This is a genomic window from Rhodococcus (subgen. Prescottella) equi, from assembly GCF_003013675.1.
Lineage (GTDB): Bacteria > Actinomycetota > Actinomycetes > Mycobacteriales > Mycobacteriaceae > Prescottella > Prescottella equi.
This window is the reverse complement of the sequence record NZ_CP027793.1, coordinates 2,580,100-2,599,152: the sequence shown is the minus strand read 5'-3', so window position 1 is coordinate 2,599,152 and position 19,053 is coordinate 2,580,100. Positions and strand designations below refer to the sequence as shown.

The following is a 19,053-nucleotide window of genomic DNA, read 5'->3' as shown; positions in this document are numbered from 1 at the left end:
GCCATGATGCTTGCATGGCCGACCACACCTACAGCCTCGAAGTCGAGTGGACCGGGAACCGCGGTTCCGGAACGAGCGGCTACCGCGAGTACGACCGCGAACACACGGTGTCGGCTCCAGGAAAACCGACGCTGGCGGGAAGCGCGGATCCCGCGTTCCGAGGCGTTCCGGAAGCGTGGAATCCCGAGGAACTGTTGGTCGCTGCGCTGTCCCAGTGCCACATGCTCTGGTATCTCGGGCTGGCCGCAAACGCCGGCATCGTCGTCACGCGGTACACCGACCACCCCACCGGCCAAATGGAAACGAACCCCGATGGCTCCGGCCAGTTCTCGGAGGTGGTGCTGGCACCGCAGGTGGTGGTGGCCGAGCCGTCGATGGTCGCGCGTGCCGAGCGCTTGCATGCCGACGCACACGACATGTGTTTCATCGCTCGTTCGGTGAACTTCGCCGTCGGAAACCGCTCCACGGTCACCGCAGACGGCGGTCCGCGATGATCGACCGCACCTCGCTCATCGTCGACGTGGACACCGGAATCGACGACTCGATCGCCCTGTTGTACCTGCTCGCCCGCGAGGACGCGGACATCGTCGCGGTTCTCTCGACCGCCGGCAACGTACCCACCGCGCAGGTCGCCGCCAACAATCTGGCGTGGCTGGAGCTGTGCGGGCGCACCGACATCGAGGTCGCCGTGGGCGCCGACGGACCACTGTCCGTCCCGCTGCGCACCACCGAGGACACCCACGGGCCGCAAGGCATCGGATACGCCGAGCTGCCCGCCCCCGAACTGCGCCCGTCCGGGCGTTCTGCAGCCGACGCCTGGGTGGAGCTCACGCGCGAGCGGCCCGGTGAACTGGTCGGCCTCGTGACCGGTCCGTTGACGAACCTGGCGCTCGCGATCCGCGCGGACCCCGAACTCCCCCATCGGCTGAGGGGGCTGGTCGTGATGGGCGGCGCCTTCGAGTATCCCGGGAACACCACACCCGTCGCCGAGTGGAACATCTCCGTCGACCCCGAGGCCGCGGCAGAGGTGTTCGCGGCGTTCTCCGCCGTCCCGCCCGAGCGGGCGCCCATCGTCTGCGGGCTCAACCTGACCGAGCGGATCGTGCTGACCCCGGACCACGTTCGACGGTTCGCGGAACTCGCCGGCAGCGCCCCGATCGAGGACATCGAGCCGACCGACCCGCCCGGACTCCGGTCCGCTGCATCGAACCCCCTGGTCCGGCACGTCTGCGACGCGGTGCGCTTCTACTTCGAGTTCCACCGCGACCATGCGCAAGGGTTCATCGCGCATCTGCACGATCCCTTCGCGGCGGCGGTCGCCCTCGATCCGTCGATCGCCACCTACCGAGCCGCCACTGTCGATGTCGAAACCGAGGGGCGGATCACGCGAGGACAGACGGTCGCCGATCGTCACGGACTGTGGGGAAGATCACCCAATGCCCGGATTGCGTGGGATACCGATGAGTCCGTTTTTCTCGAAGACCTGATCACCCGGCTGGCCGCCTTCGCGCGGCCCTTCGGACAGCAATCGGAGCGAACCGAACGGTAGCTCGACACTGGTACCGTTTCGTGATCTGGATGGGCGTCCAGTCGGCATGCCGGCTACGGCCAGACAGGTTGTTCAGTCGGGAAAAAAGGCGGTACACGTGGCACGACAGGCACGCGCCGTGGCAACACGGCAGCAGATCATCACCGGTGCGGCTCGAATGTTCGAGCAATCCGGATTCGAAGGAGCGAGCCTCGGCGACATCGTCGACGGTTCGGGAACAACCAAGGGCGCGCTCTATTTCCACTTCCGCTCGAAGGACGAGCTGGCTCGCGTCGTCATCGAGGAGCAACACCGTACATCGATCGAATCGGTTCGCGCGGTGACCGAGACGGGTGCGAGCCCGCTGCGGCAACTCGTGATGCTGTGCCACGAAATGGCGCGCCAGATCATTCACGATCCGGTCGTGCGCGCCGGCATGCGGCTCACCCTCGAGTTCGGTGGTTCGAGTGAACCTGCCCAGCCCTACGTCGAGTGGATCGCGAATGCGCAGCAGATCGTCGAGCACGGAATCGAGCTGGGTGAGATTACGAGCACCGTCGATCCAGCTTCCCTCGCGCGGTTCGTGATCGGGTCGTTCACCGGCGTGCAACTCGTGTCGCAGGTCCTCACGCTGCGCGCCGACATCGAGCAACGCGTCGACGACATGTGGGAGTACCTACTTCCCGCGATCGCCACCACCGAGGACGCCGCGGAACTCTCGGCGATTCGTGCGGCACGGTGGACCCCGCCTGCCGAGGCGGATCCCCAGGCATCGGACCCCGAGGCCTGAATCCATTCAGTCCCCCGTGCCCGCGCTCAGGGCACGGGGGTTTCCGGGGGTTTCCGCCGTTTCCTGCACACCGCAGGGAACGGTGCGAGACTGCCGAGCATGGACCAGCACATCCACTTCGTGACGCTTGCGACGCCGGATCTCGATGCAGCGCGCGCGTTCTACTGCGGCGGGCTCGGGTGGGAAGCCCTGCTCGACGTGCCCGGGGAGATCATCTTCTTCCAGACTGCACCCGGCACGGTGTTGGGCCTGTTCGATGCCGAGAAGTTCCGTGAGGACATCGGACGGCCCGGCACACACGTCGCGACGTCGGGAATCACTTTCTCCCACAACGTCGACAGTGCCGAGGCGGTCGACGCCCTGGTCGCCGCTGCGGTGCGGGCGGGCGCGGCGCTGGTCAAGCATCCGCAGCAGGCCACGTTCGGCGGCTATCACGGGCACTTCGCCGATCCGAACGGCGTGATCTGGGAGATCTGCCACAACCCGGGCTGGAGCGTCGACACCGACGGACGGGTGCGGTTGACGACGGACATCTGAGAGCCGTACGACGCGAGGGCCCCGCACCGTACGGTGCGGGGCCCTCGCGTCGTACCTGCTGCGTGACTGCGCTATTCGGCGCCGTCGAACGCGTCGAGGATCCGGTTCGCCGCCAGTGCCGCAGTGAGCGAGCCCTCCCGAACCTGGTCCTCGACCTCACTGCGGATCTTCCGGACGCGCTCGTTCGAGTCGAGGCGACGCAACAACTGGTCGTGCACCATCGACCACGTCCAGTCCACCTGCTGCTTCTGCCGCTTGCGTTCGAGTTCGCCCGCGTCACCGAGGACCTGCCGATGCCGGAGCACTTCGCCCCAGAACTTGTCGACACCGATGTTCTCGAGCGCGCTCATCGTGAGCACGGGCGGCTTCCACAGCGCGTCGTGCGGGTAGATCAACCGCAGAGCACCGCTCAGTTCACGGGCCGCGACGCGCGCCTCGGTCTCGTGCTTGCCGTCGGCCTTGTTGACGCTGACGATGTCGGCGAGTTCGAGGACACCCTTCTTGATGCCCTGCAACTGGTCACCGGTGCGGGCGAGGGTGAGGAAGGTGAACGTGTCGACCATGTTGGCGACCGTCACCTCCGACTGCCCGACGCCGACCGTCTCGACGAGGATCACGTCGTAGCCGGCGGCCTCGAGGAGCACCATCGTCTCGCGGGTCGCCTTCGCGACGCCGCCGAGCGTGCCCGACGTCGGGGACGGCCGAATGAAGGCGTTCGGTTCCACCGACAGGTTCTGCATCCGGGTCTTGTCGCCGAGGATCGAGCCACCGGTGCGGGTCGAGGACGGATCGACCGCGAGGACGGCGACCTTGTGGCCCAACGAGATCAGGTGCATCCCGAGGGCTTCGATGGTCGTCGACTTGCCGACGCCGGGCACACCCGTGATGCCTACGCGGATCGCGCTTCCGGCGTGCGGGAGCAGGCGCAGCAGCAACTGCTGCGCCTGCTCCCGGTGATCGGCCCGGGTGGACTCGACGAGCGTGATCGCCTTGGACACATCACTTCGCCGGCCCTCGAGGACCGCGTCACCGAGCGCAGCCAGATCGAGCGGCGGACGGTTAGTCGGCGGCAATCGGATCGTGTCCCAACTGCTCCGACAGCTTCTGCAGCAGACCGATCGCCGCGTCCGCGAGGACCGTGCCGGGCGGGAAGATCGCCGCGGCACCGGCCTGGTACAGCTCCTCGAAGTCACCCGGCGGGATGACGCCGCCGACCACGACCATGATGTCGGGGCGGCCCGCCGCGGCGAGCGCCTCCCGCAGCGCCGGCACCAGCGTGAGGTGACCTGCGGCGAGGGAGGACACGCCGACGATGTGGACGTCGGCGTCGGCCGCCTGCTGGGCGACCTCCTCGGGGGTCTGGAACAGCGGTCCCACGTCGACGTCGAAGCCGAGGTCCGCGAAGCCGGTGGAGATCACCTTCTGGCCGCGGTCGTGACCGTCCTGGCCCATCTTCGCGACGAGGATGCGGGGACGGCGTCCCTCCTCCTCGGCGAACTTCTCGACCAGTGCGATTGCGTTCGAGATGTTGCTCACCTTGCCTGCCTCGTCCCGGTACACACCACTGATGGTCCGGATCTCGGCCTGATGGCGCCCGTACACCTTCTCGAGCGCGTCCGAGATCTCGCCGCCGGTCGCCTTCGCACGCGCAGCGTCGATGGCGAGGGCCAGCAGGTTGTTCTCCATGCCGCCCTCGTTCGAGGCCGCGGCGCGGGTCAGCTCGGCCAGCGCCGCCTGGGTGGCGGCCTCGTCGCGCTCGGCGCGCAACTGCTGCAGCTTCGCGATCTGCTCGGCGCGCACCTTGGTGTTGTCGACCTTGAGAACCTCGATGCTGTCCGGCTCGTCCGGCACGTACTTGTTGACGCCGATCAGCGGCTGCCGGCCGGAGTCGATACGGGCCTGGGTGCGAGCCGCGGCCTCCTCGATGCGGAGCTTCGGGATGCCCTCACCGATGGCCTGCGCCATGCCGCCGGCCTCCTCGACCTCGGCGATGTGCGCGCGGGCACGGTTCGCGAGCTCGTTGGTGAGCCACTCGACGTAGTGCGAGCCGCCCCACGGGTCGATCGGCCGGACCGTGTTCGACTCCTGCTGGATCAGCAGCTGCGTGTTGCGGGCGATGCGGGCCGAGAAGTCGGTCGGCAGCGCGATCGCCTCGTCGAGTGCGTTGGTGTGCAGCGACTGCGTGTGGCCCTGCGTCGCGGCCATCGCCTCGACACACGTGCGGCCGACGTTGTTGAACACGTCCTGCGCGGTGAGCGACCAGCCGGAGGTCTGCGAGTGGGTGCGCAGCGACAGCGACTTGGCGTTCTTCGGAGCGAACTTCTCGACGAGCTCCGCCCACAGCAGACGCCCGGCGCGGAGCTTGGCGACCTCCATGAAGAAGTTCATGCCGATCGCCCAGAAGAACGACAGCCGCGGCGCGAACTTGTCGATGTCCATGCCCGCGTCGAGACCGGCGCGGATGTACTCGATGCCGTCGGCGAGCGTGTACGCCAGCTCCAGGTCGGCGGTCGCACCGGCCTCCTGGATGTGGTAGCCCGAGATGGAGATCGAGTTGAACTTCGGCATCTTCGCCGACGTGTACGCGAAGATGTCGGAGATGATCCGCATCGACGGCTTCGGCGGGTAGATGTAGGTGTTGCGGACCATGAACTCCTTCAGAATGTCGTTCTGAATGGTTCCGGCCAGCTGCTCGGGAGCGACGCCCTGCTCCTCCGCGGCCACGACGTACAGCGCCAGGATCGGCAGCACGGCGCCGTTCATGGTCATCGACACCGACACCTGCGACAGGTCGATGCCGTCGAACAGCTGACGCATGTCGAGGATCGAGTCGATCGCGACACCGGCCATGCCGACATCACCCTGCACGCGCGGGTGGTCGGAGTCGTATCCGCGGTGAGTCGCCAGGTCGAACGCGACCGACAGGCCCTTCTGACCGGACGCGAGGTTGCGGCGGTAGAACGCGTTGGACTCGGCCGCGGTGGAGAAGCCCGCGTACTGACGGATGGTCCACGGCTGGTTGACGTACATCGTCGGGTACGGGCCCCGCAGGAACGGGGCCGCGCCCGGATAGCTGTCGAGCGGGTAGCCGGCCGCCTCGGCGGCGTCCCGGTCGGCCTTGGTGTAGACGGGCTTGACGTCGATACCCTCGGGCGTCGACCACACGACCTGCTCGGCGGTGTAGCCGTTCGCGGCCGCGAGGTTCTCGACCAGCGCATCGGCCTGCTCCGCGGTGGGGGCAGGCGGCTGCGGGAAGTCCGGGTCCGTCAAGGCGACGTCGGCAAAGCTGCCGATGAGGTGCTTGACCTCGTTCGTTGTCACTTCGGTGCTCCCACTCACTCGTTGTCACCGGCGATCGCGCCGAGCAGTTCAGTCAGTGCCGCGACTGCGTCGATGCGGGCGGTGAGGAATCCGTCGGGACGCGCGGCGCCGTCCTCGACGTCGGCAAAGATCTTCTCGGGCCCCGCCAGCAGGACCTGCTCGATACCGGCTTCGCGGAGTGCCGTGACGGCCGCCGCGCCCTGCTCGCCGTAACGCTTGTCGGTGCCGCACAGCACCGCGATCTTCGTACCCGACTCCTTGACAGCCGTGGCGATGCCGCCGTCCGCCGGATCCAGCGGGCCCGGGTTGACGGCCTCGATGCCGCCGGAGGCCAGCAGGTTCGCGGCGAACGTGGTGCGCACGTTGTGTTCGGCGACCGAGCCCAGCGGCGCCAGAAGCACCTGCGGGCGAGCCCCGTTCGCGGCCAGATAGGCATCCGAACGGTCGCGCAGCGCCTCGAACGCCGACGCGTAACGGGCGACGGGAGTGCCGGAGACGGCGGCTCCGGCCTCGGCGGCCCCCGCGGGCAGCGGCGCCTCGCTCAGGTTCGGGAACTCGTTGATGCCGGTGACAGCGGTCCGGCGATGCGCGATGTCCGCGTCTCGGGCAGCCTTCGTGGCGGCGATCCGGTCGGCGACGACACCGGCGGCGAGCGCGGCGCGGTAGCCACCGGCGGCCTCGATCTGCTGGAAGAACTCCCACGCCTTCGCCGCGATCTCTTCGGTGAGCTGCTCGACGTACCACGAGCCGGCACCCGGATCGAGGACGCGGCCGAGGTGGGACTCCTCGAGCAGCAGCAGTTGGGTGTTGCGCGCGATGCGCTCGGAGAACGACTTGGACACTCCCGCAGCGCCCGCGGGCAGCGCGACGTCGAACGGCAGCACCGTCACCGAGTCGGCGCCGCCGACACCCGCACCGAACGCGGCGAGCGTGGTGCGGAGCATGTTCACCCACGGGTCACGCTGCGACATCATCGCGGCAGAGGTGACCGCGTGCTGCACTGCGCCACCGAACTCGGAGGCGCCGCACACCTGCGCGACGCGCGCCCACACCTGGCGGCCGGCCCGGAACTTCGCGAGGGTCTGGAACTGGTCGTCGGTCGCGGCGAGACGGAACTCGAGCTGGCCCAGGGCCTCCGAGATGGTCAGGCCCTGCGCGGTGAGCGCGCGCAGGTACTCGACACCGGCGGCGATCGCGGCGCCGAGTTCCTCGGCGTCACCGGCACCGGCGTTGTGGAAGGCGGTGCCGTCCACCATGAGGGCGCGGACCGTCTCGGTACGGGCCGCGGCGGCCGTGGCGAGCGCGACGGCGTCGTCCAGCTCCACACCGGAGGCGCCCGAGAAGGCGTCGGTCAGCGGCGAGGCAGCGAGGCCGATGCGGACCTGCGCCCGGTCGGAGACGCCGTCACCGGCAGCGGCGCGCGCGTCGAGCAGCGAGTAGAGCTGCTGCGCGGCGGCGGCGACGTCCGCGCCGGCGTCGAGGGTCAACGGGGCGAGGTCGAGCAGCACACCGGCCAGCGCGGCCTCGAGTTCGGCGACCGGCAGGTTCTTGCCACCGACCGACAGGGTGAGCGCGCTGACGCCGTTCTCCAGACCGTCGAGGACGGTGCGGTTGACCGCGGCTGCGTCCTGGGTGTCCTGCCCGAAGCGGGCGTTGACGAGCCAGCCGGAGTTGACGTCACGGCTCGCGTCGGCGCCACGGACGAACGGGAACTGACCGGGCAGCGGTGCCTCGGGAAGCTCGTCGCGACCGGAGTACAGCGGCGATACGGTCACGCCGTCGTACGTGGTGGTATCGAGAAGCTTCTGCGGCTCCGGGCCCAGCTCGGCGGCGTCGACTCGACGCGACTTGGCAAGCACGCCGGCGACGGCCTGCTGCCATTCCGAGTAGGCGCGCGCGGCGTCCTCGGCTTGTGAAGCTGGTGACACGGGGCGGCTCCCTCTCACTCTCGTGCATGATCGCTCGTGCGAGCGGTCTTCCAATCGGACAAACAATCGGGCAAACAAATCGGACGATTCTCGTCCCCTCGACCTGTGATGCTAACCGCACCGGTCCGGCTCCCGACGTCAGGCCACCCACGGTTCGCTAGCCTCTTTTCATGAGCGTTGCGAACGTGCTGGAAGAAGGTGTCTCGATCACCCCCCAGCGGCTTTTCCGAATGAGTCGCCCGCAGCGACTCGACGGGGTCAACCGCCTCACGATGGACATCGACGGGCACGCCGCGCACGGCGTCTCCCCCACCGCCACGCTGGGCATTCTGATCGACGACATCCTCGGCTTCACGCTCTGGGACCGGCGCGGGGACCGTGCCGGCGTCGTGACCGCCGATCTGTCCGTGGATTTCGTCACACCGACCGGTTGGGTCGGTCCCGAAGTGGTAGCCGACGGTCGCGCCGTCGCGATCACCGCCGACGGCGGTATCGCTTCGACCGAACTTCGGGACGGCGCCGGGACGCTGCTCGCCACCGCGACCGCGTGGGGCAACTTCGTCGACGGCAACGCCGATCGCAGCACGAGTGTCGTGCGTCCCTCGTCCGCACCCGGCTCGATTCCGGACGCCTCCGTGTCCTCATTGACGCGGATCGGTGCGCGGTTCGAGTACCACGACGCGGGCGCGCGCCTCGTCGTACCCGCGAACCCGGCCCTGGCCAACAAGCTCGGCGTCATGCACGGCGGCATCCAGGCCTGTGCCGTCGATCTGGTCGGCGCCGCCGCCCTGAGCAGGCCGGACGCACCCATGTACACCGCATCCATGCGCATCAACTTCTTCCGCCCCGCCCCCATCGACGCCGATGTCACGTTCACCGCGGAGGTCGTGCGCGCCGGCCGGTCGGTCGCGGTCGCACGTGTCACGAGCACCGGCAGCGACGGCCGGGAGTGTGCCGTCGCCACCGTCACGTGCCGGCGCCCCAGCCGGTAGCCGCGTCGGCACCGGCCTCGCAGGTAGTCTGAACGATTGTGATTGCGCGACTGAGGGATCCCCGTGTGCTCGGCGCCCTCGTCGGATTGGCGGTGTTGTTCGTCGCCGCGGCGATGGTCCCGCACCCGTCGATCGAGCAGGTCCGGTCGTGGGCGGAATCGGTGGGACCGATGTTCCCTCTGGTGTTCCTGTTTGTTCACGTCGTGGTGACGATCGCGCCCGTCCCGCGGACGCTGTTCACGGTCAGCGCCGGTGTGCTGTTCGGTGCGGCTACCGGCATCGCGGTGACGATGGCGGCCACGACGATCAGCGCGGTCCTCGCCCTGTTGATCGTGCGCGCGATCGGCCGAGACGCCGTCGCCGCGCATCTGACCCATCCCGCAGTCCGCTCGGTGGACGCCCGGCTCGAGCGGCGCGGCTGGCTGGCCGTCGGCTCCATGCGCCTGATCGCGATGATCCCGTTCTCGGTGGTGAACTACTGCTGCGGCGTGTCCTCCGTCCGGGTGCTGCCCTACACGCTCGCCACGGTGGCCGGGATTCTGCCCGGCACGGTGGGTGTGGTGCTTCTCGGCGACGCCTTGACCGGGGAGACCGATCCGCGACTGCTGGTGGTGTCGGGCATCTGCATCGCAGTGGGAATGCTGGGCCTGTTCGTCGACGCCCGCACCCCGCTCTCCCCGACGCCTACAGTTGGTCAAGCCCGAGACCTGGATTCCTAAAAGTAAGGCCCAGGAGCTTGATCTTGCAGAATCAAGCCCATAACCTTGCATCATGTTCGTACTGACCGTCGACCAGCGAGGCAGCAGGCGAGACATCGATCGCGTCGGACCACTGCTCGACGACCTCGCCTCGACTCCCCTGCTCCGCCCGTTCGAGCGGACCGCCGGAGACGAGGTCCAGGCCGTGGCCGACGACGCCGACATCGTCGTCGATCTCGCACTCGACCTCGTGCGCCGCGAACACTGGAGTGTCGGCATCGGAGTGGGCGAGGTCGAGGAACCCCTCCCCACTCAGACCCGCGCCGGCCGCGGACCCGCCTTCGAGGCCGCACGCGACGCCGTCGAACGCGCCAAGAGGAGTCCGTCCGGGGTAGCGGTCGAGGCTACGGACGCCCTGGCGGCAGCCGATGCCGACGCCGCCCTCACACTGCTCGCGCTGCTGGTCTCGCGCCGGACACCGCAGGGCCACGCCGCCGTCGATCTGGCGCGACGCGGCCTCAACCAAGCCGAGTCCGCCGCCGAACTCGGCATCAGCAAGCAAGCCGTCTCGCAGCGCCTCATCGCAGCCGGCTGGCACGCCGAGTCCGCCGGCAGGCAACTGGCGGCTCGACTCCTCGCGAGGGCCGACCGATGACTGCACTGAGCCTCGCACTCGTGGGGATCGCGGCGCTGGTCGGCGTCGTCGCCGGCCGGCTGGGTGCGACGTCCAGCCGGGCCGGGGCGGTCGTTCGCATCGCCCCTGCCGTCGCAGTCCTGGCACTCGCGGGGTCCGCTCTCGCGGCGACGGCTGTGCCGCCGGTCCAGGGCTTCGCCCTCGGCGCCACCTACGTCCTGACCGTCGCGGCGGCCGCCACCGGCGGCGCCCCGATGGTGCTGGCCGCCTTCCGGTTCGCCCGCCGCCAGCCCGACGCAGGACCCGAACCCGACGACGGACCGCTGCGCGGCGGCCGCGTCATCGGACTGCTCGAGCGCACCGCCGTGGCCGTCTCGGTCCTCGCGGGCTGGCCGGAGGGCATCGCGATCGTCCTCGCGGTGAAGGGCCTGGCCCGCTATCCCGAGCTGCGGGAGCCGCACGCGTCGGAGCAGTTCATCATCGGCACCTTCACAAGCGTGCTGTGGGCCATCGCCGTGGCGGGCGTCGGCCGGGCGCTGGTGACATAGCGTCATGGGTGAGAACAGCGCTTCGGGACCGATCGTGAGCACCGCGCCGCGTCGCATCCCGCAGGGAGCCGAACTCGAGCCGCTGCTCCTCTGCTACGGCTACCGCCTCACCCGGGCGGGAACCGTCAAGGGCACGGAACCGTCGCACGCACCCGAGGACATCGCCGCTGCCGAAGGATTCGGGTGGCCGGTCCGGAGCACAGAACGCTGGACGCCACAGGAGATCGTCGAACGCGCGACCGTCGCCGCCGACGCCCTCGACGTCGACGCTGTACTGGGCGCCTTCGTCGCCGGACTGGGTAGCGCTCCGCGTGGCCGACAGACGGCGATCTCGTTCGGGTGGGCTCGGCATCTCGGTACCGGTCGTCGGGGCGATCGCGGTGTCCCCGACTGCGGTCTGACCGAGGACTCGTACGCCGTCGACGTCACGGACAGACTGTTGCGGCTCTCGCTCGGATGGGCGTGGAACGAACTGCCTCAGCACTATCTTCCCGATCTCGAAGCCGCTGTAGCGCAAGGTCTTCCGCTCCCGACCGACGACGATCGGCAACGACTGCGTGCCCTGTTGGACCTCGTCCGCACGCAGCCCGCGGGGACACTTCCGAGCGAACTCGAAAAGGCCGTCGCGCGGTCCAAGATCGTTCCGGGTACCGACAAGTATCAGCGCTACGGAATCCTGATCGGACTGTCGGAGATCGGAGTCCTACCCTGCCCTGCCCTCGTACCGAGCTGGGATCGGTTCGTCCCCGACACCGAACGCAGGGCGGCGTATCGCAGCGTCAAGAGCGGGCCGCGATCGGACATCCCGGTTCCCCTGGCCTCCTGGCGCGGTGGCCTCGACGAAGCCCGAGCCGAGCAGCTGCTGAGCCTCTGACCTCCGCCTACCAGTACCGCAAGTAGGTATCGTCGGGCGAATGGATCTCGTGGTCACGTCGGACACCGGACCGGTCGGCGACGTGTACCGGCTCGCGAGCGAGTTGCAGGACGCCGGAGTCGACTTCGCCGTTGCCACGAAGTCGGTCCCCGGCGCTCTCGTCATCTGTCTGCGCTGCCTACCCGAGAGCTACGGTCGGCGGTCGTTTACCCGCTACGAGACGATCGTGCCCGCGATGCTCCTCGACATCTGTGTGTCCGAGGAAGCGATGGGCGGACGCCCCACGGCGCAGCAACGCGAGACTCTCGGAGAGCTGTTGCGCCACTGGATCGGAAGGGCGTCGCGATCGCGGACGGCACCGTGGTCGCCCTCCCAGCGGGCCGAGCTCAGGCACGCCGCCGAGCAGTCACTGGTGTCCCTCGGATGGCTCGACGGTCCCCGCACCCGCGCCGTCGAACTGTGCCGGGCGGGGCTGCCGCTGGACGACATCGCCGAGGCGACGGGACTGCCGCTGAGCGAGGTCGAAGACCTGTTCACCGACACGCTCTGACCACCGGTCCCACCCGCCTCAGCCGGGACCCGGGAGCTGCCTGGCGACCAGTTCCTTCGCGTCGAGCAACCCCAGTCCCGGATACATCTGCCGGAGTCGTCTGATCGCGTCGATCCGGCCCGACGAGGACGCGATCGCCGCAGACACGTCCGGTAGTGCGACCTCTGCCGGTGAGACCTTCGCCGGCACCCGAACGGTGTTGCGGTTGCGCCACGCCAGAATAGTCGACACGACGGAGACGGCCAGGGCGGAGCCGAAGATACCGAGCCACACCCAGTCCCATGCTGACGGTTCCGACGTCGCTCGATCGATCGCCGACGGTCCGACGAGGACCACGAGCCACGCCAGGAATAGCGTCCCGAGCCACCGCTGGACCGGTTCGCGGTCCAACCAGCGCAGCACCAACTACGCCTGCCCCGGCGGAAGTCCTTCCGGCTGCTCGCCACCGCCGAGCAGGTGCTCCTGCGACAGAGGGCTCTCGACGGGAGTCCGCGCGACGGCCTCGGCCGCGCGAACGGCCTGCGCAACTGCCGGGTCGGCCTTCGTCTCGAACCAGCTGGCGACCTCGTCGGAGTCGTCCTCGGGCCGAGGCAGGTTCTCGTCCTCGGTACGGCTGGGCTCGTAGCGGAAGACGCCGTCGTCGCCGGGCGCGCCGAGTGTCTTCGCGAACCCCTTGAGGGCGTCCCCGAAGTCGCTGGGCACGAGCCACACCTTGTTGGCGTCGCCCTGCGCCATCTGCGGAAGCGTCTGAAGGTACTGGTACGCAAGAAGTTCCGGGGTGGGCTTGCCGGACTTGATGGCGGCGAACACCTTCTCGATCGCCTTGGCCTGACCCTGCGCCTGCAGGTACTTGGCGGCACGCTCACCCTGCGCGCGCAGAATCCGCGACTGCCGCTCACCCTCGGCCCCGAGGATCGACGCCTGCTTGGCACCCTCGGCCGCCAGGATCTGGCTCTGCTTGGCACCCTCGGCGGTCTTGATCGCCGACTCGCGGTGGCCCTCGGCGGTGAGGATCATCGCCCGCTTCTCACGGTCGGCCTTCATCTGCTTCTCCATCGACTCCTGGATCGACGGCGGCGGGTCGATGCTCTTGAGCTCGACGCGGGCGACACGCAGCCCCCAGCGTCCGGTGGCCTCGTCGAGCACGCCGCGCAGCTGCCCGTTGATCGAGTCGCGGGACGTCAGCGTCTCCTCGAGCGTCATACCGCCGACGACGTTGCGGAGCGTGGTGATGGTCAACTGCTCGACCGCGGCGATGTAGTTGCTGATCTCGTAGACGGCGGCCTGCGGGTTGGTGACCTGGAAGTAGACGACCGTGTCGATCGACAGCGTCAGGTTGTCCTGCGTGATGACCGGCTGCGGCGCGAACGACACCACCCGCTCGCGCAGGTCCACCTTCGCCCGGATCCGGTCCACGAACGGCACCAGGAAGGTCAGCTGACCCGACACCGTGCGCGCGTAGCGGCCCAGCCGCTCGATCACAGCCGCCTCGGCCTGCGGCACCAACGCCACCGACTTCGCGACGAGAATGACGACGAGTACGACCAGTACCGCCAGAACTATCAGTGCAGCCATCTTCTCTACGGTCCCCTCCATACGACAGCGGTCGCGCCGTCGATCTCCATCACCGTGACTGTCGTCCCCGGCGGATACACCTCGCTGACGTCGAGTGGACGGGCCGTCCACACGTCACCGTCGAGCTTGACCCGGCCGGCATGTTCGCCGACTTCCTCGAGCACCAGCGCATGCTTGCCCGGCAGGGCCTCGGTGTTCATCAGCTTCAGTGGCGGCTTCTCGAACCGGCGGAGCAGCGCCGGGCGCACACCCAGCACCAGGACCAGCGAAACCACACCGAACACCACCGCGTCGACCCAGACCGGAAAGTCGGTCGCCGCGGAGAATCCGGCGGTCGCCAGTGCGCCGCCCGCGAGCATCAGCAGGAAGAACTCCCCTACCAGCGCTTCCGCCGCTGCCAGGAGAACGCCCGCTACCAGCCAAATCAAAGCTGCCACAAGACCATCTAACCAGAAGTACCGGTCACCGCGATGTTCGCGAAACGCCCTGTGGAGAAACGGCAGCCGCGGCGAAACCACAGTTCAGTCGGCGGTCACGAAATCCACCAGTCGCTCCACCGCGCCGATCAGCGGCGCCTCGAGGTCGCGGAAACTCTCGACGGCGCCGTAGACGCGGCGCCAGCCGTCCTGCGGAGTCCCCCAGCCGAGCGCGGTGCACACGCCGGTCTTCCAGTCCTGGCCGCGCGGGATCTTCGGCCAGGCGGCGATGCCGACCGACTTGGGCCGCACGGCCTCCCACACGTCGATGTAGGGGTGGCCGGTGACCATCACGTGCGGCCCCAGGCCCTGCGTCAGGCGTTCCTCCTTGGATCCGGTCACCAGGTGGTCGACGAGCACGCCGACCTTGCGTCCCGGGCCGGGCCGGAACTCCGCGAGCCGATCACCGAGGTTGTCGAGCCCTTCGAGGTGCTCGACCACCACACCCTCGACCCGCAGATCGTGGCCCCACACCCGCTCGACCAGGGCAGCGTCGTGCACGCCCTCCACCCAGATCCGGCTCGGCAGGGCGGTGCGCGCTCTCAGACCCTCGACCTTGGTCGAACCCGAGGCCGACCGCTGCGCCGCCGGTTTCTGCTGCCGCGGCGCGGGGCGGACGAGGGTGACGGGGCGACCGTCGATGAGAAACGCGGCCTCGCGCATCGCAAACAGGCGGGTGCGGCGCGCGCCGTCCTCGAGCCGCACGAAATCGCCGTCGTAGGTGCGTTCGATACCGACCACCGCACCGCAGAATCCGGTGGCGGCGTCCTCCACCACGAGGTCGCGTTCCGCGGCCACCTCGGGCGTCTTGGGCTTCCGGGTCCGGGCGTGGCCGGCGAAGATGTCGCCGTACATGTTGCTCGCGTTCACGGCACCTCACGCTATGTCAGACGGGGGCACGCGCGGACACCGCCACGCCGTCCTATGCTCGGTAACCGTGAGTTCTCCCAGCGCGACGCTGACCGTGTGGGCCGCTTCCTGGCTCGCCGGGGACAGCGCACCCGACGACGTGATCGACGCTCTGCAGCAGTGGGCGCCGATGCACCTCGTGGGCGCGGCGGACGCCGAGACCGCGCTGGCGACCGATCTCGGGTGGCCGGGGGTGCAGGACGGCGGGGCACCCGTCCTGCTGCGCCTCGTCCGCCGGAGCATCGCCACGCCGGGCGGACTGCGCCTGGTGCTACCTGCCCCCGGCGACGTGCGTGGGATGCCCGCCGGCTCCCCGTTCGCCCGGGCCGCACTCGACGCCGGTGAGGGCGTAATCGTCGGCGAACCCGGACAGCCCGGCGTCGGACTGGTGCCCGTCGTGGAGGGCCCGGACGTCCTGCGCTGGACGGTCCACTCGATCGCTGCGGTGCCGCCGGTCGCCGAGCACACAGGTCTCGGTGAGGCCGAGTACGCGATGCGGGAGGCGATCCGCGATGCCGCGGACGCGCTGCTGCAGCTGTCGTCGGTGCAGACGGGCCCGGCCGACGGCGATCCTCGCCGCCGGATCGCCGAGGCGCTCGACGACCGCGCACACCACCGCTACCCCGACTCGACGCCCACGCGGGCGCTGCGCATCCTGGATTCGTCGGATCAGGTGGCGGCGATCCTGTCCGTTGCCGAACACGATTCACCCACCGAGGCGCCGTCCGCGACTGGCGCGGCCGCCCGCGAGGAGCTGTTGCGCCCGTTGTGGTCCGCGGTCCGGACGGCCCGCGTGGCCGCGGTGTCCGCCTCGGCGAGGGACGCCCACCGGGCCTGACGGCCGATCTCCCGACGCGTCACCGGTGGTTCATCACGATGTGCCGGTCGATTCGCACGTGCTCGTCGAGCGTCGGGTAGAGCAGTCCGGTGTCGCGGCCGTAGTCGTGTTGCCGCAGCCAGGCGTACACGTCGCCCCACAGCCAGATGCCGCCCGAGACCGTGTTGAACGGCGTCGGGAACGGCGTCCCGCGTTGCCGGACGCCGCGCACCCACTGCCCCACCGCCTGCCGGGTCACTCCGGCGCGATCCGCGACGTCCTGGCGGGTGACGAGGTCCGGATGAGTGCGCGCAGGAGTCACCCCGTGCGCGACGAGCTGATCGACCAGGCTCATTCCCGCTGTGGCGCAGCGCATTCCCTCGGCGGTCACCGTCAGCAACTGCAGCCCGCCCTGATCACGCACGGTCACGTCGAACTCGTCCGCGATGGCCGCTTCCCGCGACACCGTCAGCAGCGGAACGATGAATGTGAACTCGAAGCGGTGATAGAGGCTGTCCTGCACCCGATCAACATAGTCGGCCGGGCGGTTTCCATCCGGAAACAGGCCGAGGGACAACGACGGCAGTACAGCCTAGGCCGTGTAGATCCCCAGATCCGCTTCGACGCCGAGGCGGTCCCAGAACGCGGTCCTGTCGAATCCGGTGGCGCGGGCGCGATCGGCCATCACTCGCCCAGCTGCATCATGGGCATGCCGGTCCCGCCACTTCACGACGGTCACCACGTTGAAGTGACTCTCGCCCTCCTGCAGTCGGACGACGTCGTTGGCGACGAGGCCGTCCAGGCGCCCCAGCACCTCATGGGTCTGCCCCACCGTCGCCAGGAACTCGGGCAGGGACGCCTCGGGGACGTGGAATTTGTCGATACGCAGAATCTCGGTCATTCCGCGAACCTAGAACCTCAACGTAGATCGAGGTCAAGAGTCCCTCGCTAGTTTCCAACCGGACGGCGCGCCGGCGCGCAACAGTTCACCGCGCACGGCGACCCGTCGACGGTCGCACCGAGCAGCGGTTCCCGGCCCAGGCGCGCGGGGGCCGCGCCGGCACGGCGTTCCTCCACGAGTTCCCGGATCATCCGCGGGAAGCGGCGATCCGTGCCCGGTGTCGCGGCGCGCACGAATTCGATCCCCAGTTCCGCCGCCTTGTCGCGGGCCTCCGTGTCGAGGTCCCACACCACCTCGAGGTGATCCGAGACGAATCCGACCGGGCACACGATCACCGCGGGCGCGCCCGACGCCGCAACCGTGTCGAGGTGATCGCAGATGTCGGGGTCGAGCCACGGCACCTGCGGCGGGCCGGAGCGCGACTGCCACACCAGGTCGAAGTCGTCGATGCCTGCCGCCTCTGCGCACAGACGGGACGCATCGGCGACCTGCCGGCTGTAGAGGTTGCCGCCCTCGGCCGGCGGACCGGCGTTCTCGTCGGCGGCGAGGGGTACCGAGTGCGCGGTGAACACCAGCCGCGCCCGGTCCCGCGCATCCTCCGAAAGCTGTTCGCGCGCAGCACGGATCGCATCGGCGAAGGCGGCAACCATGAGCGGGTGATCGTAGTACTGCCGCAGCTTCTCCAAGGTCGGTGCGTCGGGGCCCGCTGCGTCCCGGGCCCGCGCGATGTCCTCGTCGTACTGACGACACCCGGAGTAGCCGCCCCACGCCGATGTGGGAAACACGAGCGCGTTCCGGACGCCGTCGTCACGCATACGCGCGACGGTGTCCTCGACCATCGGATGCCAGTTACGGTTGCCGAAGTACACCGGCAGATCGATTCCGCCCTCACGCAATTCGGCTTCCAGGCGCGCGATGATGTCGCGGTTGAGAGCGTTGATCGGGGACACGCCACCGAAATGCATGTAGTGCTCGGCAACCGCGGCGAGACGCTCGGGCGGAACACCTCGACCGCGGGTGACGTTCTCGAGGAACGGCATCACGTCGTCCGGCTTCTCCGGCCCCCCGAAGGAGAGCACGAGAAGTGCGTCGAAATCCGAATTCCGCTGTCCGCTCATGCGTCCATTCTCGCCCAGTGTCGACATCGGTGCCCGGGACGGGTCAGCCGACCACCGCGTGGAAGCCGCCGTCGACGTAGATGATCGATGCTGTGGTGCCGGGCAGCCAGTCCGAGAGGACCGTGCAGACGCTCTTCGCGACCGGCGTCGGGTCGTCGACGTCCCAGCCGATCGGCGCCGCACTGTCCCACGCGGTGTTCAGCTTGTTCAACTCCGCGCCGGGGCCGGTCGCGTCGCCCGCGATGGCCTTCGCGGCGAGCGTCTTGACCGGGCCGGCCGCAACGAGATTCGAGCGGATCCCGCGAGCGCCGACCTCCTTGGCGACGTACCGGTTCACGGCCTCGAGGGTGGCCTTCGACACGCCCATCCAGTTGTAGAACGGCATCGCGCGGGACGGGTCGAAGTCCATGCCGACGATCGACGCGTTGTCGTTGAGGACCGGCAGCAGCGCCTTGGCGAGTGACGCGTACGAGTACGCCGAGATCTCCATCGCGTTCGAGATGTCCGACCAGGGGGCGTCGAGGAACGGCGCGCCGAGACCCGAGCGCGGCGAGTACGCGATGGAGTGGACGACACCGTCGAGGCCCTCGGGGGCCAGTTCGCGGACCCGCTCGGCCAGGGTCGCGAGGTGCTCGTCGTTCTGCACGTCGAGTTCGACTGCCGGCGGCACCGGTTCCGGCAGCCGCTGCGCGATCCGGTCGATCAGCCGCAGGCGGTCGAAGCCCGTGATGATCACCTTCGCGCCCTGCTCCTGCGCCACTCGCGCGACGTGGAACGCGATGGAGGCGTCGGTGATGATGCCGGTGACGAGAATGGTCTTGCCCGCGAGCAGTCCGCCCATGTTGTTGCTACTCCTG

The 19,053-nt window shown here is 69.1% G+C and carries 22 protein-coding genes; 11 read left to right on the top strand and 11 right to left on the bottom strand.

Annotated features, from left to right (window positions below):
• Positions 1-14 precede the first annotated feature (14 nt).
• The 4 genes from C7H75_RS12290 (at position 15) to C7H75_RS12275 (ending at position 2,855) form a co-directional block, all read left to right on the top strand.
• Positions 15-494, top strand: a complete 480-nt coding sequence (locus C7H75_RS12290; RefSeq protein WP_069854873.1) for an OsmC family protein — start codon at positions 15-17, stop codon at positions 492-494.
• Positions 491-1,549, top strand: coding sequence for a nucleoside hydrolase (locus tag C7H75_RS12285; protein ID WP_005513298.1), 1,059 nt, complete (start codon positions 491-493; stop codon positions 1,547-1,549). Before C7H75_RS12290 ends, C7H75_RS12285 begins: the two co-directional genes overlap by 4 nt.
• Before the next feature lie 46 nt (positions 1,550-1,595).
• Positions 1,596-2,318, top strand: coding sequence for a ScbR family autoregulator-binding transcription factor (locus C7H75_RS12280; RefSeq protein ID WP_172504526.1), 723 nt, complete (start codon positions 1,596-1,598; stop codon positions 2,316-2,318).
• Positions 2,319-2,417: 99 nt separating this feature from the next.
• Positions 2,418-2,855, top strand: a complete 438-nt coding sequence (locus tag C7H75_RS12275) for a VOC family protein (RefSeq protein WP_069854876.1) — start codon at positions 2,418-2,420, stop codon at positions 2,853-2,855.
• A gap of 71 nt (positions 2,856-2,926) precedes the next feature.
• Here C7H75_RS12275 and meaB read toward each other — a convergent pair whose 3' ends face one another.
• Genes meaB through mutA form a run of 3 tightly spaced genes read right to left on the bottom strand, consistent with a single transcriptional unit; the run spans position 2,927 to position 8,104 of the window.
• A complete protein-coding gene (meaB, locus tag C7H75_RS12270) occupies positions 2,927-3,928 on the bottom strand; it encodes a methylmalonyl Co-A mutase-associated GTPase MeaB (protein WP_022595870.1) in 1,002 nt (333 codons plus the stop codon).
• A complete protein-coding gene (gene scpA, locus C7H75_RS12265) occupies positions 3,915-6,176 on the bottom strand; it encodes a methylmalonyl-CoA mutase (protein WP_022595867.1) in 2,262 nt (753 codons plus the stop codon). Before scpA ends, meaB begins: the two co-directional genes overlap by 14 nt.
• A gap of 14 nt (positions 6,177-6,190) precedes the next feature.
• Positions 6,191-8,104, bottom strand: a complete 1,914-nt coding sequence (gene mutA / locus C7H75_RS12260; protein WP_064077368.1) for a methylmalonyl-CoA mutase small subunit — start codon at positions 8,102-8,104, stop codon at positions 6,191-6,193.
• Between the two features lie 170 nt (positions 8,105-8,274).
• Here mutA and C7H75_RS12255 point away from each other — a divergent pair, with 170 nt between their 5' ends.
• From C7H75_RS12255 to C7H75_RS12230, 6 genes are read left to right on the top strand one after another with little or no spacing between them, the layout of a single operon-like run.
• Positions 8,275-9,096, top strand: coding sequence for a PaaI family thioesterase (locus tag C7H75_RS12255; RefSeq protein WP_106851394.1), 822 nt, complete (start codon positions 8,275-8,277; stop codon positions 9,094-9,096).
• 38 nt (positions 9,097-9,134) lie between these two features.
• Positions 9,135-9,815, top strand: a complete 681-nt coding sequence (locus tag C7H75_RS12250) for a TVP38/TMEM64 family protein (RefSeq protein ID WP_233281906.1) — start codon at positions 9,135-9,137, stop codon at positions 9,813-9,815.
• Between the two features lie 52 nt (positions 9,816-9,867).
• A complete protein-coding gene (locus C7H75_RS12245) occupies positions 9,868-10,449 on the top strand; it encodes a hypothetical protein (protein WP_106851393.1) in 582 nt (193 codons plus the stop codon).
• Positions 10,446-10,976, top strand: coding sequence for a hypothetical protein (locus C7H75_RS12240; protein WP_081187582.1), 531 nt, complete (start codon positions 10,446-10,448; stop codon positions 10,974-10,976). Before C7H75_RS12245 ends, C7H75_RS12240 begins: the two co-directional genes overlap by 4 nt.
• 4 nt (positions 10,977-10,980) lie before the next feature.
• Positions 10,981-11,850 carry a hypothetical protein gene (locus C7H75_RS12235; RefSeq protein ID WP_081184776.1) on the top strand — a complete coding sequence of 290 codons (870 nt, stop codon included), beginning with the start codon at positions 10,981-10,983 and terminating at the stop codon, positions 11,848-11,850.
• 40 nt (positions 11,851-11,890) lie between these two features.
• Positions 11,891-12,400, top strand: coding sequence for an Imm44 family immunity protein (locus C7H75_RS12230; RefSeq protein ID WP_106851392.1), 510 nt, complete (start codon positions 11,891-11,893; stop codon positions 12,398-12,400).
• Between the two features lie 18 nt (positions 12,401-12,418).
• On the opposite strand, the gene C7H75_RS12225 is transcribed toward C7H75_RS12230, so the two are convergent.
• From C7H75_RS12225 to C7H75_RS12210, 4 genes are all read right to left on the bottom strand, one after another.
• Positions 12,419-12,802, bottom strand: coding sequence for a hypothetical protein (locus C7H75_RS12225; RefSeq protein ID WP_159025985.1), 384 nt, complete (start codon positions 12,800-12,802; stop codon positions 12,419-12,421).
• 3 nt (positions 12,803-12,805) lie between these two features.
• On the bottom strand, positions 12,806-13,975 hold the full coding sequence (locus C7H75_RS12220) for an SPFH domain-containing protein (protein ID WP_013415973.1): 1,170 nt from the start codon (positions 13,973-13,975) through the stop codon (positions 12,806-12,808).
• A 5-nt stretch (positions 13,976-13,980) separates the two neighbouring features.
• Entirely contained in the window at positions 13,981-14,412 is a 432-nt protein-coding gene (locus tag C7H75_RS12215; protein WP_013415972.1) for an NfeD family protein, read from the bottom strand.
• Between the two features lie 84 nt (positions 14,413-14,496).
• Complete coding sequence (locus C7H75_RS12210; protein WP_390891792.1) at positions 14,497-15,306, bottom strand: DUF3097 domain-containing protein; 810 nt, start codon at positions 15,304-15,306, stop codon at positions 14,497-14,499.
• Between the two features lie 82 nt (positions 15,307-15,388).
• Between C7H75_RS12210 and C7H75_RS12205 the strand changes: the two genes are divergently transcribed.
• Positions 15,389-16,198 carry an Rv1486c family protein gene (locus C7H75_RS12205; RefSeq protein WP_064058795.1) on the top strand — a complete coding sequence of 270 codons (810 nt, stop codon included), beginning with the start codon at positions 15,389-15,391 and terminating at the stop codon, positions 16,196-16,198.
• Between the two features lie 19 nt (positions 16,199-16,217).
• Here the strand turns inward: C7H75_RS12205 and C7H75_RS12200 are convergent, their stop codons facing one another.
• The 4 genes from C7H75_RS12200 to inhA form a co-directional block, all read right to left on the bottom strand.
• Positions 16,218-16,700, bottom strand: a complete 483-nt coding sequence (locus tag C7H75_RS12200) for a helix-turn-helix domain-containing protein (RefSeq protein ID WP_084848167.1) — start codon at positions 16,698-16,700, stop codon at positions 16,218-16,220.
• A 69-nt stretch (positions 16,701-16,769) separates the two neighbouring features.
• A complete protein-coding gene (locus C7H75_RS12195) occupies positions 16,770-17,078 on the bottom strand; it encodes an antibiotic biosynthesis monooxygenase family protein (protein WP_005513323.1) in 309 nt (102 codons plus the stop codon).
• 47 nt (positions 17,079-17,125) lie between these two features.
• On the bottom strand, positions 17,126-18,196 hold the full coding sequence (locus tag C7H75_RS12190; protein WP_022595849.1) for a ferrochelatase: 1,071 nt from the start codon (positions 18,194-18,196) through the stop codon (positions 17,126-17,128).
• A 43-nt stretch (positions 18,197-18,239) separates the two neighbouring features.
• On the bottom strand, positions 18,240-19,037 hold the full coding sequence (inhA, locus tag C7H75_RS12185; RefSeq protein ID WP_064058793.1) for an NADH-dependent enoyl-ACP reductase InhA: 798 nt from the start codon (positions 19,035-19,037) through the stop codon (positions 18,240-18,242).
• Between the last annotated feature and the right edge of the window lie 16 nt (positions 19,038-19,053).